Annotated in this window: 12 protein-coding genes and 3 pseudogenes; 6 read left to right on the plus strand and 9 right to left on the minus strand. The window is 63.6% G+C overall.

Translation table 11 applies throughout. The annotated features are described in order from the left end of the window. Window positions 1-5 precede the first annotated feature (5 nt). From ABIE41_RS00480 to ABIE41_RS00490, 3 genes are read right to left on the minus strand one after another with little or no spacing between them, the layout of a single operon-like run. Window positions 6-584 carry an ATP-binding protein gene (locus tag ABIE41_RS00480; protein ID WP_354193340.1) on the minus strand — a complete coding sequence of 193 codons (579 nt, stop codon included), beginning with the start codon at window positions 582-584 and terminating at the stop codon, window positions 6-8. Continuing rightward, window positions 524-952, minus strand: coding sequence for a response regulator (locus ABIE41_RS00485; RefSeq protein WP_354193342.1), 429 nt, complete (start codon window positions 950-952; stop codon window positions 524-526). The genes ABIE41_RS00480 and ABIE41_RS00485 overlap by 61 nt, the downstream gene beginning before the upstream one ends. 28 nt (window positions 953-980) lie before the next feature. Further along, complete coding sequence (locus ABIE41_RS00490) at window positions 981-2,075, minus strand: PAS domain-containing protein (RefSeq protein ID WP_192645193.1); 1,095 nt, start codon at window positions 2,073-2,075, stop codon at window positions 981-983. A 151-nt stretch (window positions 2,076-2,226) separates the two neighbouring features. Here ABIE41_RS00490 and ABIE41_RS00495 point away from each other — a divergent pair. Then, a pseudogene (locus ABIE41_RS00495) lies at window positions 2,227-2,436 on the plus strand (transposase); the annotation flags it as partial. Window positions 2,437-2,499: 63 nt separating this feature from the next. On the opposite strand, the pseudogene ABIE41_RS00500 reads toward ABIE41_RS00495, so the two are convergent. The 4 genes and pseudogenes from ABIE41_RS00500 to ABIE41_RS00515 all read right to left on the minus strand — a co-directional run bounded on the left by ABIE41_RS00500 (window position 2,500) and on the right by ABIE41_RS00515 (window position 13,330). Beyond that, window positions 2,500-4,177 (minus strand): annotated as a pseudogene (locus ABIE41_RS00500) (response regulator). A gap of 19 nt (window positions 4,178-4,196) precedes the next feature. Then, window positions 4,197-10,388 carry a HAMP domain-containing protein gene (locus ABIE41_RS00505; protein ID WP_465247104.1) on the minus strand — a complete coding sequence of 2,064 codons (6,192 nt, stop codon included), beginning with the start codon at window positions 10,386-10,388 and terminating at the stop codon, window positions 4,197-4,199. A gap of 847 nt (window positions 10,389-11,235) precedes the next feature. Next, on the minus strand, window positions 11,236-12,450 hold the full coding sequence (locus ABIE41_RS00510; RefSeq protein ID WP_192645190.1) for an IS91 family transposase: 1,215 nt from the start codon (window positions 12,448-12,450) through the stop codon (window positions 11,236-11,238). Window positions 12,451-12,466: 16 nt separating this feature from the next. Next, a complete protein-coding gene (locus ABIE41_RS00515) occupies window positions 12,467-13,330 on the minus strand; it encodes a tyrosine-type recombinase/integrase (protein ID WP_192645189.1) in 864 nt (287 codons plus the stop codon). 457 nt (window positions 13,331-13,787) lie between these two features. On the opposite strand from ABIE41_RS00515, the gene ABIE41_RS00520 reads away from it, so the two are divergent. After that, window positions 13,788-14,141, plus strand: a complete 354-nt coding sequence (locus ABIE41_RS00520) for a response regulator (RefSeq protein ID WP_192645188.1) — start codon at window positions 13,788-13,790, stop codon at window positions 14,139-14,141. On the opposite strand, the pseudogene ABIE41_RS00525 reads toward ABIE41_RS00520, so the two are convergent. Both ABIE41_RS00525 and ABIE41_RS00530 read right to left on the minus strand, forming a co-directional pair. Next, window positions 14,138-15,121 (minus strand): annotated as a pseudogene (locus ABIE41_RS00525) (sensor histidine kinase). The gene ABIE41_RS00520 and the pseudogene ABIE41_RS00525 sit on opposite strands and share 4 nt — an antisense overlap. Before the next feature lie 371 nt (window positions 15,122-15,492). Continuing rightward, the gene (locus tag ABIE41_RS00530) at window positions 15,493-16,263 is read right to left on the minus strand and encodes a GAF domain-containing protein (RefSeq protein WP_192645187.1); all 771 of its coding nucleotides are present in this window, start codon (window positions 16,261-16,263) and stop codon (window positions 15,493-15,495) included. A gap of 145 nt (window positions 16,264-16,408) precedes the next feature. Here ABIE41_RS00530 and ABIE41_RS00535 point away from each other — a divergent pair, with 145 nt between their 5' ends. The 4 genes from ABIE41_RS00535 (at window position 16,409) to ABIE41_RS00550 (ending at window position 18,058) form a co-directional block, all read left to right on the plus strand. Next, window positions 16,409-16,636: a hypothetical protein gene (locus ABIE41_RS00535; RefSeq protein ID WP_192645186.1), complete on the plus strand. Its 228-nt coding sequence runs from the start codon at window positions 16,409-16,411 to the stop codon at window positions 16,634-16,636. Window positions 16,637-16,875: 239 nt separating this feature from the next. Beyond that, complete coding sequence (locus ABIE41_RS00540) at window positions 16,876-17,163, plus strand: hypothetical protein (protein WP_192645185.1); 288 nt, start codon at window positions 16,876-16,878, stop codon at window positions 17,161-17,163. 50 nt (window positions 17,164-17,213) lie between these two features. Continuing rightward, the gene (locus ABIE41_RS00545; RefSeq protein ID WP_354193344.1) at window positions 17,214-17,411 is read left to right on the plus strand and encodes a flagellin; all 198 of its coding nucleotides are present in this window, start codon (window positions 17,214-17,216) and stop codon (window positions 17,409-17,411) included. Window positions 17,412-17,737: 326 nt separating this feature from the next. Next, on the plus strand, window positions 17,738-18,058 hold the full coding sequence (locus ABIE41_RS00550) for a MerR family transcriptional regulator (RefSeq protein ID WP_192645184.1): 321 nt from the start codon (window positions 17,738-17,740) through the stop codon (window positions 18,056-18,058). Window positions 18,059-18,123 lie beyond the last annotated feature (65 nt).

Here is an 18,123-nt window from a genome sequence, read left to right on the forward strand (position 1 = left end):
GCCAATCAGGGCTTCGACGGCCCTAACATCCGCTCGACCTTGATCGCCAGTGCCTCGACGGCGAATGGCTTGGTCATCAGCTCCATGCCGGGCTTCAGGAACCCCGTCGCCATTGACGCATTCTCGGCGTAGCCTGTGATGAAGAGGACCTTAAGGGCGTCGGGCCCATTGCCCGCCTCGATCGTACGATAGCCGAGCTCGTCCAGGACATCGACGATGAGAAGCCGGATCATAGGCTCGTCCTCGACGACCAAGACGGCCTCGCCGCGTCCGTGGGCGACCTCCGCATCGTCGCCGCCGATCTCCTCGATCTCCGGGGGGCCAAGGTGTTTCGGGGGATATAGCGTAATTGACGTCCCGCTCCCCTCGAGTGAGTCGATCGCGATCTGCCCGCCGCTCTGCCTGACGAAGCCATAGACCAGCGACAGACCCAGCCCGGTTCCCTGGCTGAGAGGCTTGGTCGTGAAGAAGGGTTCGAACACCCGCGCCACCACGTCGGCGGGCATCCGACGCGCCGCCGTCCTTAACCGGCAGCCCAGCCTTCCGCCAGGGCGCGCGAGGCGACGAAATCGCGCGGTCGCGATACGGACGGCGGCGGCCTGAGGATGCCTTCCGACAAGTAGCGCAGGGCCGCGAGGAAGCCGATGCGCGAGAACGGCTTGGCGATCACGCCGTGGCCGCCGGCGAAATCGTCCGGGATCATGCGAGGGTTCGCCGTCACGTAGACGATGCACGCGTCCGGCCAGCGACGCTGCACGAACGCGGAAACGTCCAGGCCATTGTCGCCATGGGCAAGCTGCATGTCGATGAACACCAGGTCGGGATTGTCGGCGAGCGAAAGCCCCTCGACCTCGTCCAGAGAGTCTGCGTAGCCGAGCACGACGTGGCCGGAATCCTCGACCATCATCTCGACGTCCATGACCAGGATCGGCTCGTCCTCGACGATGAGCACCTTCAACGGCGTCGTCCTGTTCATCACGCTACATCGTCCCTGCCATGGTGAGGGTGACCCGGGTGCCGCGGTCGAGCCGCACCCACGTGACCTTAGCGTCCGCCTGCTTCGATAGGCGCGTGATCAGCGTGCGCCCGAGCCCGCCGGCGGCCTTGTCCAGCTTGATGCCGTGGCCGTCGTCCTCGACGGCGATATAGGCCTTGCCGTCGCTCTTGACCGCCGAGAGCCGGATCACGCCTCCCCGTCCGTCGAGGCCATGCTTGATCGCGTTGGTGAGGATCTCGTTGAGGATGAGCCCGAGCGAGGAGGCGAAGTCGGACGGCACCTCGATCGGCTCGACCGCCGCCTCAAGCCGGATGTCGTCGCGACCGCTCGACGCGATCACATCGGAGGCCAGGCTCTCGGCGAATCCGGCGATGTCGAACCGGGTGACGTCGTCGGACTGGTAGAGGCGGCGATGGACGGTCGCGAGCGCGTCGATGCGCTCCATCATGATCTCCAGCTTGGCGGTCATCTCGGGGTTGTCGAACTGACGCGACTGGAGCCTCAGCAGCGAGCCGATCATCGTCAGGTTGTTCTTGACCCGGTGGTCGACCTCGTGGAGGAGCAGCGTCTTGGCCGCCAGCGCTTCCTCCAGCAGGACGGTGCGGCGCTGGACCTCGCGCTCGACGAGATCCTTGCGCGCCTCGATCGCCTCCCTCTCCTCGACGCGCGGCGTCACGTCGAGCTGCGACGCGAAGAAGAACTTCACCTCGCCGTCGTCGCCCCGCACCGGGCTGAGGTAGAGCGCGTTCCAGAACGTCGAGCCGTCCTTGCGGTAGTTCAGCAGGTCGACGTCCACGCTGGTCCCGGCGCGGATGGCCTCGCGGATGCGCGTCACCGTCGCGGGATCGCTGTCGGGGCCCTGCAGGAAGCGGCAGTTCTGGCCGAGGATCTCTTCTCTCCCGTAGCCGGTCAGCTTCTGGAATGCCTCGTTGCAGAACACGATCGGGTTGTCCGGCAGGGACGGGTTCGTGATCACCATCGCCATGCGCGTCGCGCGCACGGCGGCCGCGAACGGGTCGCCCCGGCCGTGCTCGTGATGCAGCAATTCCGTCAGGTGCCAGTCGTCTTTCTGTAGCACAATCGGTCTCCCTCCCGACGCCGAGCGCCGACCGACACGGAAAACCATGTCGATCCGGGATGGTTCCATTCCGACTGGCTTTGGAATGCTTCGTCCACGCCGGACTTACGACCCCCCGAGCTTAGAGTCCGGCCTTCTGAAGGGCGGACAGATGAAACGAACACGATTCACGGGATGGTACAGACTTAGCGGTTTCTCGCGAACATGAGGCAGGTGCTAAGACCTCCGATCTGGCGCCCAAGCGCGGTGTTTCCGAGGCCAGCCTCTACAACTGGAAAGCTAGGTTCGGAGGCCTCTCCGAAGCCAGGCGTCTGAAGCAACTGAGGACGAGAACGCCAAGCTGCTGAGGCGACCAGCCGAGCAGCCTCAGGGTCTTCGGGCTCGCAACCCGCTATGATTTCTGCTTAGGATGCAGCACACTGCTTCATGCGACCATTTTGACGGCGCGCTCGATGGCGGCGGCCAGCTGAGCTTGGGCGAATGGCTTGCCCAAGCGAAGTAAGTCGGCCAGTCCCTCGTTGTCGGGAAGCTCGGCATAGCCCGAAGCCAAAATGATGGGCAGCTCCGGGCGTGACGCGCGAATCCGGCGCGCGAGTTCTGCGCCAGTCATCCCAGGCATGGCGTGATCGGTGATGACCAGGTCGATGCGTTGGTCGGCGGTCAATGCCTCGAGCGCTTTGGCGCCGGACATGACCTCGATAGCAGTGTGACCAAGGTCTTCCAGCATGGCTGCGGTTCCCATGCCGACGAGAGCATCGTCATCCACCACGAGTACGGTGCGCGCTACGAAATTCAAAGCAGGGATCGGATCGGGCGCATCCGCAGACACGACCGCTGGAGCTGAACCCGCGGCCGCTACCGGCAGCCAAAGATCGACCGATGTTCCCTGAGCTGGCGCGCTTGAGAGCATGAGCGTTCCACCTGATTGCGCTGCGAGGCCGTGGACCATCGACAATCCCAGCCCCGTGCCTTTGCCAGGCCCCTTTGTCGTGAAGAAGGGCTCCGCCGCCTTGGCAAGCGTCGCCTCATCCATCCCGCAGCCGTTGTCGGAGACCCGAATACGGACATAATGGCCAGACTTTAGGTTCGGTTTAGGGCGGGCAGTCGAGACACTCTGTTCCTCGGCCAACACGGTAATGATGCCACCATCGGGCATGGCGTCGCGCGCGTTCACGGCGAGATTGAGCAGAGCGAGTTCGAGCTGGTTCGCATCGACAAGAACTGGTGACAATTGGCCCGGAAGCTGTTTTGCGAACCGCACGCCAGGCCCGATGGCCCGCTGCAGCAGGTTCTCGATCCCATCGATAACTTGAATGACGTTTACGGCTTGGGGCTGCAATTCCTGACGTCGTGCGAAGGCGAGAAGCCGCTGCGTTAGCGCCGCCCCACGCTCGGCTGCCTGAATCGCATTGTCGAGCAAGCGGCCATCGCGATCGTCCAGCGGCAGGCGCTTCTTGAGCAGGTTGAGGCTGCCCAGCGCCGCCATCAGCAGGTTGTTGAAGTCATGCGCGACGCCGCCGGTCAGTTGGCCGATCGTATCGAGCTTTTGCGCCTCGAAGAGCTGGGCCAGCGCTTCCTCCCGTTCCCGCGTCCGCTCCTCGATGCGGTGCTCGAGTTGCTCGTTGAGAAGGGCAAGCTGACCGGAGGAAGTCTCGAGTTCGGCCGTGCGTTCCGCTACCCCGCCGTTCGAGCTCGGCGTTCAGTCGTTCCAGCTCGCGGGTCTTTCGAAACAGCTCCGCAAAAACTTTGACCTTGGCGCGAAGTAATTCTGGCACGACAGGAACCGATACGTAATCGACCGCGCCCGCCTGATAGCCGCGCAGCCGATCGGGCTCTGCCATCATGATCGCGGAGACAAAGATGATGGCCGTCTTCTGATAGCGCGGATGTTCGCGGATCATAGCGACGAGTTCGAAGCCGTCCTGGTCGGGCATGCAGACATCGACCAGAATGACGGCGACCTCGGTCTTCAGGAGGTGTTCCAGTGCCTCGCGCCCAGACTTCGCCTTGATAAGGTTCTCGCCGAGCTCCTGAAGGATAACCTCATAGCTCAGCAACTTTGCAGGCTGATCATCGACGAGCAGGATATTGACCGGTTCCATCGCGAATCCGCCCTTAATTTCAGCGATGTAGCCACATGCGAAGCGACGATAGCAACTGTTCTGTGTTGACAGGTTTCGCGAGATAGTCAGAGGCGCCAGCTTCCAGGCATTTCTCGCGATCCCCCTTCATCGCCTTCGCCGTAAGGGCGACGATCGGAAGCCTGCGAAACGCAGGATTGGACCGGATCACCTGCATCGTCTCGTAACCATCCATTCCCGGCATCATGATATCCATCAGGACGATCGCGACCTCGGGCTGGGCATTGATGATCGCGATGGCCTCATTGCCGGTCGTCGCCGTCAGCACGTTCATGCCGCGGCGCTCCAAAACGCTGCTGAGTGCAAAAATGTTCCGCGCGTCGTCATCGACCAGGAGCACCGTCTCGCCGACGAGATCCTCGTCGGAGCTGTGCAGACGCTCGAGCATAGCCTGTTTGGCGGGCGGCAGGTCAGAGACAACCCGATGCAGGAACAAGGCGGTCTCGTCGAGGAGACGTTCGGGCGACTCAACCCCCTTCACCACGACGCTACGTGCCATGGTGTGAAGCTGCGCATCCTCCTCCGGCGACAACTCGCGGCCGGTGAAAACGATCACGGGCACATCGGCGATCGTCGCATCGTCGCGGATCCGTTCCAGTACCTCGAACCCCGACATATCGGGCAGCTTGAGATCGAGCACCACGCAGTCGGTTGCGCCCTCGCTCAGGATTTCGAGCGCTCTCGCGCCGGTTTCGACGCTGGTGATGTCGATGTCGTCATGGCCGAGGAGCTCAGTCACGCCCAAGCGCTCACCCTCATTGTCTTCTACCAGCAGTAACTGCCGGCGGCGCGGCTTGGCATAGCCCTTCAGCTTGGCGAAAGCCTTGTCGAGCCCGTCGCTGGTCGTCGGTTTGTTCATGAAGGCGAATGCGCCGCGGGCAAGACCATGCTGACGGTCCTCGTCGAGGGTGACGATCTGAACCGGTATGTGCCGCGTCGCGGGATCCTGCTTAAGCTGGCTGAGGACCGTCCAGCCGAGCATGTCGGGCAGGAAGACGTCCAGTGAAACGGCGGTTGGGCGGTACTCCCGCGCCAATGCCAACGCGTCGGCGCCGCGCATGGCGACGAGGACCTTGAATCCATTGTCGCGCGCGAGATCGACCAACACGCTCGCGTAGTGCGGATCGTCCTCGACGATCAACAGCACGGCGTCGCCCGGCGCGATCAGATGCCGATCGTCATGGATCTGCTCCACGACCTTGTCGCCGAGCCGACCCGCGGTCAGCGCCGCAATCGACACCGCAGCCGCATTCAACGCCTCCATTTCGCTTGGACGCACGGCCGCCGGCGCATTCCCGACGAACGTCAGCGGCAAGTACAACGTGAAGGTGCTGCCCACGTTGGGAATGCTGCGAAGCTGGATTTCGCCGCCAAGCAGGTTGGCCAGCTCGCGGCTGATGGCGAGGCCAAGGCCCGTGCCACCGTATTTCCGGCTGGTCGACGCGTCGGCTTGCTGGAACGCCTCGAAGATGATCCTTTGCTTTTCCGCCGGGATGCCGATGCCGGTGTCCGTAACCTCGAAGGCGACGACAGATGGGGCATTCGTCAGCGAGACGTTGTCGGCGCTCCAGCCGCTCTTCACCGGGGACACGCTGAGCCTGACGCCGCCTTCGTCGGTAAACTTAAAGGCGTTGGACAGCAGGTTCTTGAGCACCTGCTGCAACCGCTTTGAGTCGGTAATGATGCTGCGCTCCAGATCAGGCGCCAACACCACTTCGAAGGACAGCTTGCGGTTCTCCGCCTCGTGGCGGAACGGACGAGTCATGACGTCCAGCAGGCTGTTGAAGAAGATTTCCTCAGCATCGACAGAGACCGTGCCGGACTCGATCTTCGACAGGTCGAGAATGTCGCTGATCAGGTTGAGCAGGTCGGTGCCGGCGCCGTGGATCGTGCGGGCGAATTCCACCTGCTTGCCCGAGAGGTTGCCGTCCGGGTTTTCGCCTAGCTGCTGGCCTAGGATCAGGATCGAATTTAGCGGCGTGCGCAATTCGTGCGACATGTTGGCGAGGAACTCGGATTTATACTTCGAGGTAAGCGCGAGCTCCGTCGCTTTTTCCTCGAGCGCCCGGCGCGCCTGCTCGATCTCCTGGTTCTTCGCTTCGACCTCGACATTGCGCTCAGCGAGCTGCTGGGCCTTCTGCTCGAGCTGCTCGTTGGTCTGCTGAAGCTCTCGCTGTTGCGTCTGCAGTTCGCCTGCGAGCTGCTGCGACTGCTTCAGCAGGCCCTCGGTCTGCATCGTCGCCTCGATCGAATTCAGCACAATGCCGATCGAGGTCGTCAGCTGGTCAAGGAACGACAACTGGAGGTCGGTGAAATTGCCGACCGCGGCGAGCTCGATCACCGCCTTGACCTGGCCTTCCGACAGCACAGGCAGCACGATGGCGCTGCGTGGCTTGGCCTTGAATATACCGGAGCCGATCGGCACGATGTTCTTTGGCATGTCGGTGATCAGGATGCGCCGTGCATCACGCGCGCACTGGCCGATCAGCCCATGGCCCATTTTTACGCGTTCGGGATGGCCTTGCACCGGATCGTCGGCATAAGTGGCCAGGAGACGCAGGCTCGACGCCTCGGCATCGCCCTCGACCTGGTAGATCACGCCGTGCTGGGCATCGACGAGCGGCGCAAGGTCAGACAGCAGTATGCGACCCACGGTCGAGAGGTCGCGCTGCCCCTGCAGCATGTTGGTGAAGCGCGCGAGGTTCGTCTTCAGCCAGTCCTGGTCGGTGTTGCGCTCGGTCGTCAGGCGCAGATTGCCGATCATCGTGTTGATGTTGTCTTTCAGCTCCGCGACCTCGCCGCGGGCCTCGACCTGAATCGAGCGCGTCAGATCGCCCTTGGTCACGGCGGTGGCGACCTCCGCGATGGCCCGGACCTGCGTGGTCAGGTTGGCGGCCAGCAGGTTGACGTTGCCGGTCAGGTCCTTCCAGGTGCCTTCCGTTCCAGGAACGTTAGCCTGACCGCCCAGTCGGCCCTCGACGCCGACTTCGCGGGCGACGCTTGTGACCTGGTCGGCGAAGGTCGCCAGCGTCTTGGTCATGTTGTTGATCGTCTCGGCCAGTGCAGCGACCTCGCCCTTGGAGGCGACGGTGAGGTTCTGTTCGAGGTCGCCATTGGCGACCGCGGTCACCACCTTGACGATGCCGCGGACCTGCTCCGTCAGGTTCGCCGCCATCACGTTCACCGTGTCGGTGAGGTCCTTCCAGGTGCCGGCGACGCCCGGCACCTGCGCCTGCCCGCCGAGCTTGCCTTCGGTGCCGACCTCGCGGGCGACGCGCGTAACCTCGCCGGCGAAGGCGTTGAGCTGGTCCACCATGGTGTTGATGGTGTTCTTCAGCTCAAGGATCTCGCCCTTCACATCGACCGTGATCTTGCGCGACAAGTCGCCGCGCGCGACGGCGGTCGTCACCTCGGCGATGTTGCGGACTTGCGTGGTGAGATTAGCGGCCAGCAGATTGACGTTGTCGGTCAGGTCTTTCCAGGTGCCGGCCACGCCCGGCACGACGGCCTGGCCGCCGAGCCGCCCGTCCGTGCCGACCTCGCGCGCGACGCGGGTGACCTCGCCGGCGAACGAGCGGAGCTGGTCGACCATCGTGTTAAGGGTATCTTTGAGCAGCAGAATCTCGCCGCGCACGTCGACCGTGATCTTGCGCGAGAGGTCGCCATTGGCGATGGCGGTTGCCACCTCGGCGATGTTGCGGACCTGGGCCGTGAGATTGCCGGCCATCGAGTTCACCGAGTCGGTGAGATCCTTCCACGTCCCGGCGACGCCCGACACCTGCGCCTGTCCGCCGAGCTTGCCTTCGGTGCCGACCTCGCGGGCGACGCGCGTGACCTCGCCGGCGAAGGCGTTGAGCTGATCGACCATCGTGTTGATAGTGTTCTTGAGCTCGAGGATCTCGCCCTTTACGTCGACGGTGATTTTGCGCGAGAGGTCGCCGCGCGCGACAGCCGTCGTTACTTCGGCGATGTTGCGGACCTGGCCCGTCAGGTTCGAGGCCATCGAGTTGACGTTCTCGGTGAGGTCTTTCCATGTACCGGCGACACCTGGCACCTGCGCCTGCCCTCCAAGCTTGCCCTCGGTGCCGACCTCGCGCGCCACGCGTGTCACCTCCGAGGCGAAGCGGTTGAGCTGGTCCACCATGGTGTTCAGCGTCTCCTTCAGCTGAAGGATTTCGCCTTTCACGTCGACGGTGATCTTGCGCGAGAGGTCGCCATTGGCGATGGCCGTCGAGACCTCGGCGATGTTGCGGACCTGGGCCGTCAGGTTGCCGGCCATCGAGTTCACCGAGTCGGTCAGGTCTTTCCAGGTGCCTGCGACGCCGAGCACGTTGGCCTGGCCGCCGAGACGCCCCTCGGTGCCGACCTCGCGGGCGACGCGCGTGACCTCGCCGGCGAAGCCGTTGAGCTGGTCGACCATCGTATTGATGGTTTCCTTCAGCTCGAGGATTTCGCCTGACACTGTCACGGTGATCTTCTTCGAGAGGTCGCCCTGGGCGACCGCGGTGGCGACTTCGGCGATGTTGCGGACCTGGCCGGTCAGGTTGGACGCCATCGAATTGACCGAGTCGGTCAGGTCCTTCCAGGTGCCGGCGACGCCCTTGAGCTGCGCCTGACCGCCGAGCTTGCCCTCGGTGCCGACCTCGCGCGCCACGCGCGTCACCTCCGAGGCGAAGGCGTTGAGCTGGTCGACGGTGGTGTTGATGGTCTGCTTGAGTTGCAGGATCTCGCCCTTCACGTCGACGGTGATCTTCTTCGACAGGTCGCCATTGGCGATCGCGGTCGAAACCTCGGCGATGTTGCGGACCTGCGCGGTCAGGTTGCCGGCCATCGAGTTGACGTTCTCGGTCAGGTCCTTCCAGGTGCCGGCGACGCCGCGGACATTGGCCTGCCCGCCGAGTCTGCCCTCCGTTCCGACCTCGCGCGCCACGCGCGTCACCTCCGAAGCAAAGGCGTTGAGCTGGTCGACCATGGTGTTGATGGTCTCCTTGAGCTCGAGGATCTCGCCCGACACTGTCACCGTGATCTTCTTCGACAGGTCGCCATTGGCGATTGCTGTCGAGACCTCGGCGATGTTGCGGACCTGCGCTGTGAGGTTTGAGGCCATCGAATTGACGTTGTCGGTGAGGTCCTTCCAGGTGCCGGCGACGCCGGGCACCTGCGCCTGGCCGCCAAGGCGACCCTCGGTGCCGACCTCGCGCGCGACGCGGGTGACCTCGCCGGCGAAGCCGTTGAGCTGGTCGACCATCGTATTGATGGTTTCCTTCAGCTCAAGAATTTCGCCCGAAACGTTGACGGTGATCTTGCGTGACAGGTCGCCGCGCGCGACGGCGGTGGTGACCTGAGCGATATTGCGAACCTGCGCGGTGAGGTTGCCGCACATGGCGTTGACCGAGTCGGTGAGGTCCTTCCATGTCCCCGCGACGCCGGGTACCAGCGCCTGGCCGCCGAGCTTCCCTTCGGTGCCGACCTCTCGGGCAACTCGCGTGACTTCCGAGGCGAAGGAGCGAAGCTGATCGACCATAGTATTGATGGCCTCCTTCAGCTGCAGGATCTCACCGCGCACGTCAACGGTGATCTTTTTGGACAAGTCGCCGTTGGCGACTGCGATCGTTACCTCGGCCAGATTGCGGACCTGCCCCGTGAGGTTCGAGGCCATGGAGTTGACGCTCTCAGTCAGATCCTTCCAGACGCCCGTCACTTCGCTGACCTGCGCCTGCCCGCCAAGCTTGCCGTCGGTGCCGACCTCGCGCGCCACGCGCGTCACCTCGGAGGTAAAGACGCTGAGCTGCTTGATCATGGTGTTGACGATCGTGGCCGAGCGCAGGAACTCGCCCTTCAGCGGACGGCCGTCGACATCGAGCGGCATGTTCTGGATGAGATCGCCCTTGGCCACGGCAGTGATGGTGCGGGTCACCGCCGTCGTGGGCCACAAAAGATCGTCGATCAATGTATTGACCGATCCCTCCATGTCAGACCAGGCGCCGCCCGAGAGGCCAAAGCGAACCCGGGTGCGCGTCTTGCCGTCGCGACCAACGACCTGACCAACATGCTCGAGCTGGTGAGCCATGCGCTCGTTCGCGGCGACGATGTCGTTGAATGTGTCGGCGATCTTGCCAGCCAGGCCGGTCTGGTTGCCGGGCAGCCTGACGTTGAACTCGCCTTGACGCATCGACTGCAACGCATCCAGAAGTTCGTTCAGGTCGAGCACGGATCCATCCGTGGCTGTCAAGGTCGCCAAGCCCGCGCCGACCGCCTCAGGCGTCTCATATCTCTTGGACGAACGGCCGTTCGATTTTACCTTTGAAGCAGGAAGCGTCTCGGTCATGGGCCGGCTCCGTATGGCTTGGCGAAAAAGCGCCGAGCCCCAACGCTAGCGGTGCCGGAAACGAAACTCGATAGAAAATTGTGCGGTTCCAGGAGGGCCCCGAGGGAGTGCGTTGAATCGGCGGAATCAAACCCCGCAAGATCGGCTCGGATCCCCGGCCGGTGAACTGCGACGCGTGCCAATGGCGCTCAGTCGCCTCACTCATTCCGAGTTGTCGCGCCGTCCCTGAAGGCCTCTCGGGACAAATCCAGAAGCTGTGAACCTTCGGATTCCTGTAACCCGTCGAAGCGAAGACGGTGTGGACCGGCATCGGGATGCTCGCCGGCCCGTGCGTCCGCTTTCGCGCAGCTACTGAATGTCGGCCTCTGTCAAGGGTTTCGGATGCCGGCCCGTGCGATGGGGTTCGGACTGGGCTGAGGGCCGGCGTCCGAAAGCCTCCAGGGGAGGAAGCCGCGGACCGGTGCCGTGGGCTATGGGGATTTCGCCGCGCGGCCTGGTCGGCGGGATCGTGCGAGGCGCGCGGCGGTGGCGCGATGCTCCGACCGAGATGCCCGGAAGCCTGAAGTTTGATGCGTCTGGGCGGGATCTGCGATCGCCGAAAGGTCCATTTCCGCCATCGGGGCGATCGGGATCGCCCGCTCTCTGGCCGAGATCGGCAGTGCTTCCTCGGGGTGTCGTCCCGGCGCCATAGTCATGAGGTGTCGATCCTGACGGCGAGGATGGTGCGCGGCGCTGTGCCCGGGGCGAAGCGCTCTACGAGGATCATGCGGCCACCGCAGCAGGGGCAAGGAGGCCTCCGCTCATCGACCGGATCGGATTGTTCGGCCGAGATCTCTGCTCCACGATCTGCCGTCGTGGTGGCCGGCGTCGCCGCCGCGATGATCTGCCTAACGCGAGCGATGGTGGCGGCGCGCCGGCCTGTGGCGTGCAGGCCGTAGTGTCGGATGCGGTGGAAGCCGTCGGGCAGGACGGGGAGCAGGAAGCGGCGGATGAACTCGGGGGCCGTCAGCGTCATGGTCTTGCGCCAGGCTTTGCCGGATGAGCGGGCGCGATAATCCTTCCAGTGGAACGTGACCCCGTGCCGCTTCATGGCGACGAGGCGGCTGTTGGCGATGGCGACGCGATGGGTGTAGCGGGCGAGATAGGCCAGCACGGCGTCGGGACCACCGAAGGGGCGCTTGGCGTAGACGACCCAGTGGGCTCGTCGCAGCGGCGCCAGCATGGCGGCGAAGGCATCGGCCTCAGTCAGATCGGCGAGATCGCCATGGAAGGCGAGCCGCCCGGCCGCGTGCAGGGCGGAGAGGCCTGCGAGGAAGAGCCTGCGGAACAGCCGCGAGAGCACGCGCACGGGCAGGAAGAAGCCGGGCCTGCACGAGAGCCAGCGCGAGCCATCCGGCGACAAGCCGCCGCCGGGCGCGATGATGTGGAGATGGGGATGGTGCGTCATCGCCGACCCCCATGTGTGCAGCACGCAGGTGAAGCCGATACGGGCGCCGAGATGCCGGGGATCGATGGCGATGGTGGCGAGCGTCTCGGCCGCGGCCTTGAACAGAAGGCCGTAGAGCTCGGCCTTGTTCTGGTAGGCGATCGCCGCGATCGGCGCCGGCAGGGTGAAGACGAGATGGTAGTAAGGCACGGGCAGCAGATCGGCCTGCCGGTCCGCGAGCCAGTCCTTCGCAGCCGCGCCCTGGCAGCGTGGACAGTGCCGGTTGCGGCAGGAGTTATAGGCGATCGTCGCGTGATCGCAGTCGCCGCAGGCCATGACATGGCCGCCGAGCGCAGCCGTGCGGCAGGCCCGGATCGCACCCATCACCTTGAGCTGGCCGCGGCTGAGCCGATGACGCGCGAGATAGGCCTCGCCATGCCGGTTCAGGATGTCTGCGACCTCCAGCGAAGGCCGCGCCATGATCGGCGCGGGGCCGCTATGGTGGAGGCGGCGACGCCAGCAGCGCGAGCGGGCTCGTCACCTCGCGCAGGGTCTTCAGTGCGACGCGGGTGTAGACGGCGGTGGTGTCGAGCTTCCTGTGGCCGAGCAGGACCTGGATGACGCGGATATCGGTCTTCCGCTCCAGCAGATGGGTGGCGAAGCTGTGCCTGAGCGTGTGCATCGAGACCCGCTTGTCGAGCTTGGCGGCCTCAGCTGCGGCATGGCAGGCCCGGTTGAGCTGGCGCGTCGTGATCGGCTGGCCCGGCTGCTGGCCGGGGAAGAGCCAGCCACGCGGGCGCTTCACCCGCCACCATTGCCGCAGCAGATCGAGCTGGTCGGGCGCGAGCATGACGTAGTGGTCCTTGCGGCCCTTGCCCTGCTCGACCCGGATCAGCATGCGCGCGCTGTCGATGTCGGCGACCTTGAGGTTGGCGATCTCTGAGACCCGCAGGCCGCAGCCATAGGCGATGCTGAGCGCGGCGCGGTCCTTCAGGCTCCGCGCATGTGCCAGGAGCAGCGCGACCTCCTCGGTACTCAGTACCACCGGCAGCCGCTCCGGCGTCGGGATCCGCGCCATGCGGTCACCGAAGCCGATCCGGCCCAGCGTGACGTGGAAGAAGAAGCGCAGGGCCGTGCAGGCCAGGTTCATCCGCGCGTAGCTGGCGCCGAGCGAAGCCAGGTGAAGCTGATAGCGCCGTAGATCCTCGGGCTCGGCCCGGTCCGGCGGCAAGCCGAGGAAGGCCGTGAACTCACGGACCTGCCGGACATAATCGCGCTGCGTGTGCTCGCCAAACCGGCGGATGGTCATGTCCTCGATCATCCGCTGGCGCAGCGGGCTGACGGTGACGGAACCGGTCATGGAAACCTCCGAGGATCAGGGGAAACGACCCCCAAATCCTCGGATGCAGCGCCTCACAGGCGAAATCTCACTGATGACCGCGCCGCAGCACCCTGCCGCGAGAGCGGCTTAGTCCTGTGGCGCCTCTTTGCCGGGGGGCCGGCTGACGAATTTGGCCCTTACCTAACGCCGGGAACGCCTGCTTTCGGGCAAGCCGTATATGCTGGCAGGCTGGCTGATAAGCGCCGTTGGCGCACCGCGTCCGCCACGGGTCGTTAGCGGACACGCGGAACCCATCACACAAGGCGGATGCGCTCTTCGCAGACAGCGCAATGAGCCTACTACCCTATGTAAGGTGGGCGAAACGCAGTTTGGGCCCCAGCCTGAATGCACCGAACCGTAACTGGCCTTTTTTCCGCCCTTCTGAAACACATCGTCCTACGACAGTTTCCCCCCGCAAAACCGGTGAAGGCTGCAAATGGAGCTCGTCGTCCTGATCGTCGAAGACGAGCCCGTCATACGGATGAACGCTGCTGCTATGATTGAGGACGCGGGATACGGCGTCTTGGAGGCTGCCAACGCTGACGACGCGATACTGCTGCTGGAGACCCACTCCGAGATCCGCGTAGTCTTCTCGGACATCGAGATGCCGGGGTCTATGGACGGCCTGAGGTTCATCCAGGTGGTCCGAGAGCGGTGGCCCCCAACCGTTCTCATTCTAACGTCGGGGCGTGTTTCGCCCCCCGTCGCCACGATGCCGAAAGACACCGTGTTTTTGCGAAAACCTTACTTCGAGAAGGACGTGATCAAGGTTCTGGAGGCCGTCGGCTAATTGGCGAGCTTCGAGGCCTTCAACGATAGCTTCACAATAAGGCCGGACGGCTCCCATTCGTAGTCGATCGTGCCGCCCAGTTGTCCTTTCACGCTCCGGTCGACCAAGCGGCTGCCGTAGCCATCCGGTTTTGACGTGCCGACTATGGGACCGCCCCGCTCCATCCAGACAATCTTGATGTCGTCGCCCTCCAGCGAACCCGACACGTCGAGCGTCCCCACATCGGACGACAGCGCGCCGTACTTCATCGAGTTTGTCGCCAATTCATGCATGACAAGGGCCAGCGTTGTCGCTGCGGCCTCACCAACGCCCATGCGGGGGACGGAGACACGGATGCGCCTGCTGAAAGCGCCCATGTCGTCATATGGTGAAAGTAGGATCGACAGCAGGTCGCCTCAAAGCGCTGCGGTGCCTTGGTGGCCGGGAAGCGGGCGCACCAGGTCGTGTGCCCTGCCGAGCGACGTCAACCGATCCGTCAGGTCCTTGGCCATCTCGGCGGCGGTCGTTGAGGAGCGCGATGCGATCTGGGTCAGCCCAGCGGCAATCGCGAGCAGGTTCTTAACCCGGTGGCTCATCTCGCCAGCGAGGAGTTCATGACCTTCCTCGGCCTGTTTTCGCCCTGTCACGTCCAGGAAGATCCCGTACATGTAGCCCTTGTGCATGCCGACGTCGTTGCCCAGGCCACGCGCGGAGATCCAGCGGATGTCGTCGCCGATCATGATGCGGAAGTCCATCTCGTAGGCGCCGTCCACACCGCGCGTGGAGTTAAAGGCAGCCCGGACTCTATCGCGATCGGCGGGATGAATGCGCGCCGAAAGGTCCTCGAACTTGAGATCGCCGGTATGATCAACGGCCCACATGGTGAAGCCCTGCTCGTCCACAACGAACGTGTCAGCCTCAACGTTCCATGACCAAAGGGCAACGCCGGCCGCCTGGATGGCGCGGCGCAGGCCATCGGGTGTCCAGTTGCTAAACGGCACGGCAGGCCTCGTAGCAAGGAGGTAATGCACTGTTCGACCGTGACAGGGAAGCCTTTCGGCTCCAGCGGCCCGGACCGGGGGATGCGGCCGCTCGATGAGCCCCCCGCCCATCGCCCGTCACGGCGGCCGAGGCCGCACGTCAAGGAACAACGGTTCAGGGTCCAGAGCAAGGCCAGTCTGCAAGCCGGGATTCATTAGTCGAACGTCATTGTAACGCGCTTCCGGACAACAACATTAGCTCAGCGGCTTTTCTCTCGGGACTTAAGTTGCCGGACCCTTGAGGGATCGTCTGACAGCCGCCCTCTCGAGAAACCGAACCGTCGGTTCGCAGGGCAGGCGGAAACCGGCGAGGCGCTGGCCATGCCTGCAGGCTAACTTTCAAACGAAAGCTCAATTTGCCTGTCAGCTTTAGACGCAATATCGCATAGCCTCGATGTGGAATCGGCGTCGATCAGAAGCGCAACACGGTCTGGGATGCCAGCGCTCGATAGCACATCAACGGACGCTCCCTTCGGTGACAGCGATTTAACCGTGCATCTCATTGTTGTTTTGCCGCCGTTAAAAACCAGTCGGCCGGCTTTCATCACACGATGAGCGCCTGTTGTTTGACTGCCGGGAGCCATGAGACTGGCCTTTCGACGCAGTTCAAGTAGGTCGATGGTTATGCCAGCTAAATCATCCAGAGCTGCGCGATCCGCGTCGCTGAAGCTGCGTGGGTGGGTATCCATGGTGCAAAATGTCCCGATGGCCTGGCCATCAGGCGAGCGTAGCTGCATCCCCGCGTAGAATCGCAGCTTCGGTTCGCGCAGCACAAATGGATTCTTCGCGAAACGCTCGTCGGCGGCTGCGTCTGGCACGATCAGCGCGTCAGGCAATTGAATGGCGATGTTGCAGAAGGCTGGCTCGCGGTCCGTTTCGCAGGCTTCGATCCCTTGCTTCGACTTGAACCACTGTCGGTGGCCATCGACAAATGTGATGGTAGACATAGAAACGCCGAAGACCCGCTTCGCCAACCGTGTAAGCCTATCGAACGTCTCTTCGGGGGTTGTGTCCAAGACATCATATGAGGCGAGCGCATTAAGCCGCGCTTGCTCTCGCAGCGCAGCGGCGTCGGCTATCGCGGCTGGCAGTATCAGTTTCATGGGTCAACTTTGAGTGTCTAGTCATTACGATTTGGCAAAAACGACCGGCACGTGTCTTCTGCATCCCTCCACGCCTGTCAGGCGCTCCGGGCCTTAGTGAGACAAGCCGCCCCTCGGCGGCCCGTACGCGAAAATTGACAAGGTTTTGGCCAGGGCCACTGCCGGCGAAGCCGCGCTGACCAGCAAGAGCCTGAACGACATCGCGCTCGACAAGCGTATCGGCAGCGCCGGTGACACCACCGCCGCCACCGCCACCGCCAGCACCGCGGGTGACCTTGGCGTCGACATCACCGCCACGCCCGAACTGAACATCCAGATCACCACGGGCCCGGCCGGTGCGCCGACCTCCACCACCATATCGGCATCACGCTGACGGCCAACACCTCAGTCCGTGACGTCGTCAACGCGATCAACGGCTCGGGTGTCGCCACCGCCTTCGTCGACGAGAAGGGCCTGCTCAACGTCAAGGGCAACGGCTCCGAGACGCTCGGCGTCGGTATCGGCACGGGCGCCGCCGCCGCGGCGGCTGTCACAGCGTCGTCGACCGGCGCACAGAGTGCGGCCTTCGGCCTGAACGCCGCCGACCGCACCACGGGTATCGCCTCCTCCGGCGTGACCTCGGCGAGGCGTTCGAACCTGATCGAGCAGTACAACACGCTGCGCACGCAGATCGACTCGCTGGCCAAGGATGCGGGCTTCAACGGCGTCAACCTGCTGCAGGGCGACAAGGTCTCGATCGCCTTCAACGAAAAGGGCGGCAAGAACCAGACCAAGCTCGACATCCAGGGCACCAGCCTGAGCGCCGACAACATCGGCATCGCCCAGGCCGGCAACGCCCAGGTGGCGGGAACGATCAACTTTCAGACGACTCCGATCTGGAAAAAGCCACCACGGCCCTGACGAGCGCCCTCACCTCGCTGAAGTCGCTCTCCTCGACCTTCGGTGCCAACCTGTCGGTCGCCCAGACCCGCCAGGACTTCACCAAGGACCTGGCCGACGTCCTCTCGACCGGCGCTTCGAACCTGGTGAACGCCGACGCCAACGAGGAAGCCGCGAACCTGCTCTCGCTGCAGACCCGCCAGCAGCTGTCCCAGACGGCTCTGTCGCTCTCCTCGCAGTCCGACCAGGCCGTCCCGCGTCTGTTCTGATCCTTCGTCCGCAGAAAGCGGGCAGCCCACAGGATGTGGGCCGAAGACAAGAAGGCGGCGGAGCCCCGGCTCCGCCGCCTTTCTGCATCAGAACTTGCGGTCGAAAGCGCACGATCGCCTTCGGGGATGCGGAGACCCATCGATGCCAGACTGGTGGTTTACAACAGTCGACACGGAGGGGACGCGGGGCTCAATCTGGACGACTCGAAGCACTTGATCGTGCGCAATCGAGACGGGAACCTCTTCTATTCGCGGATCGTCAGGATGGGCCTGCTTGAACGACGCCGGCATGTTGCAAAAGCAACGGCCGATCCTATTGATAGAGCATGAAATGGTATTCGATTCGCCAACTTGCTGATGAATTTGGGCTCACGCTGCGGGCGATCCGCTTCTATGAGGAAAGGGGGCTGTTGAGTCCGTCCCGTATTTGCCAAGAATCTGGCGCTCCGCGGGTCTTCAATGAGGACGATCGGTCCAGTTTAGGAGAAATAGTGAACCTGACAAAGATGGGTTTCACAATATCTGAAATCTCGAAAGGGCGAATTACAGATCAGCAGTACAAAGCGCAGCTAACGTATTGCACCGACAAGATCGATGAGCTGGAAAAAGCAGTCTTGCTCATCGAGGAGCGCCTCAATAAACGCTGACCAAGGTCGGTCAGTAAACTTTATCGCGTAGGGTTTCTGGAGATACAGCAGCAACCCGAGATCGC

It is taken from the genome of Bosea sp. OAE506 (genome assembly GCF_040546595.1).
Classification (GTDB): Bacteria; Pseudomonadota; Alphaproteobacteria; order Rhizobiales; family Beijerinckiaceae; genus Allobosea.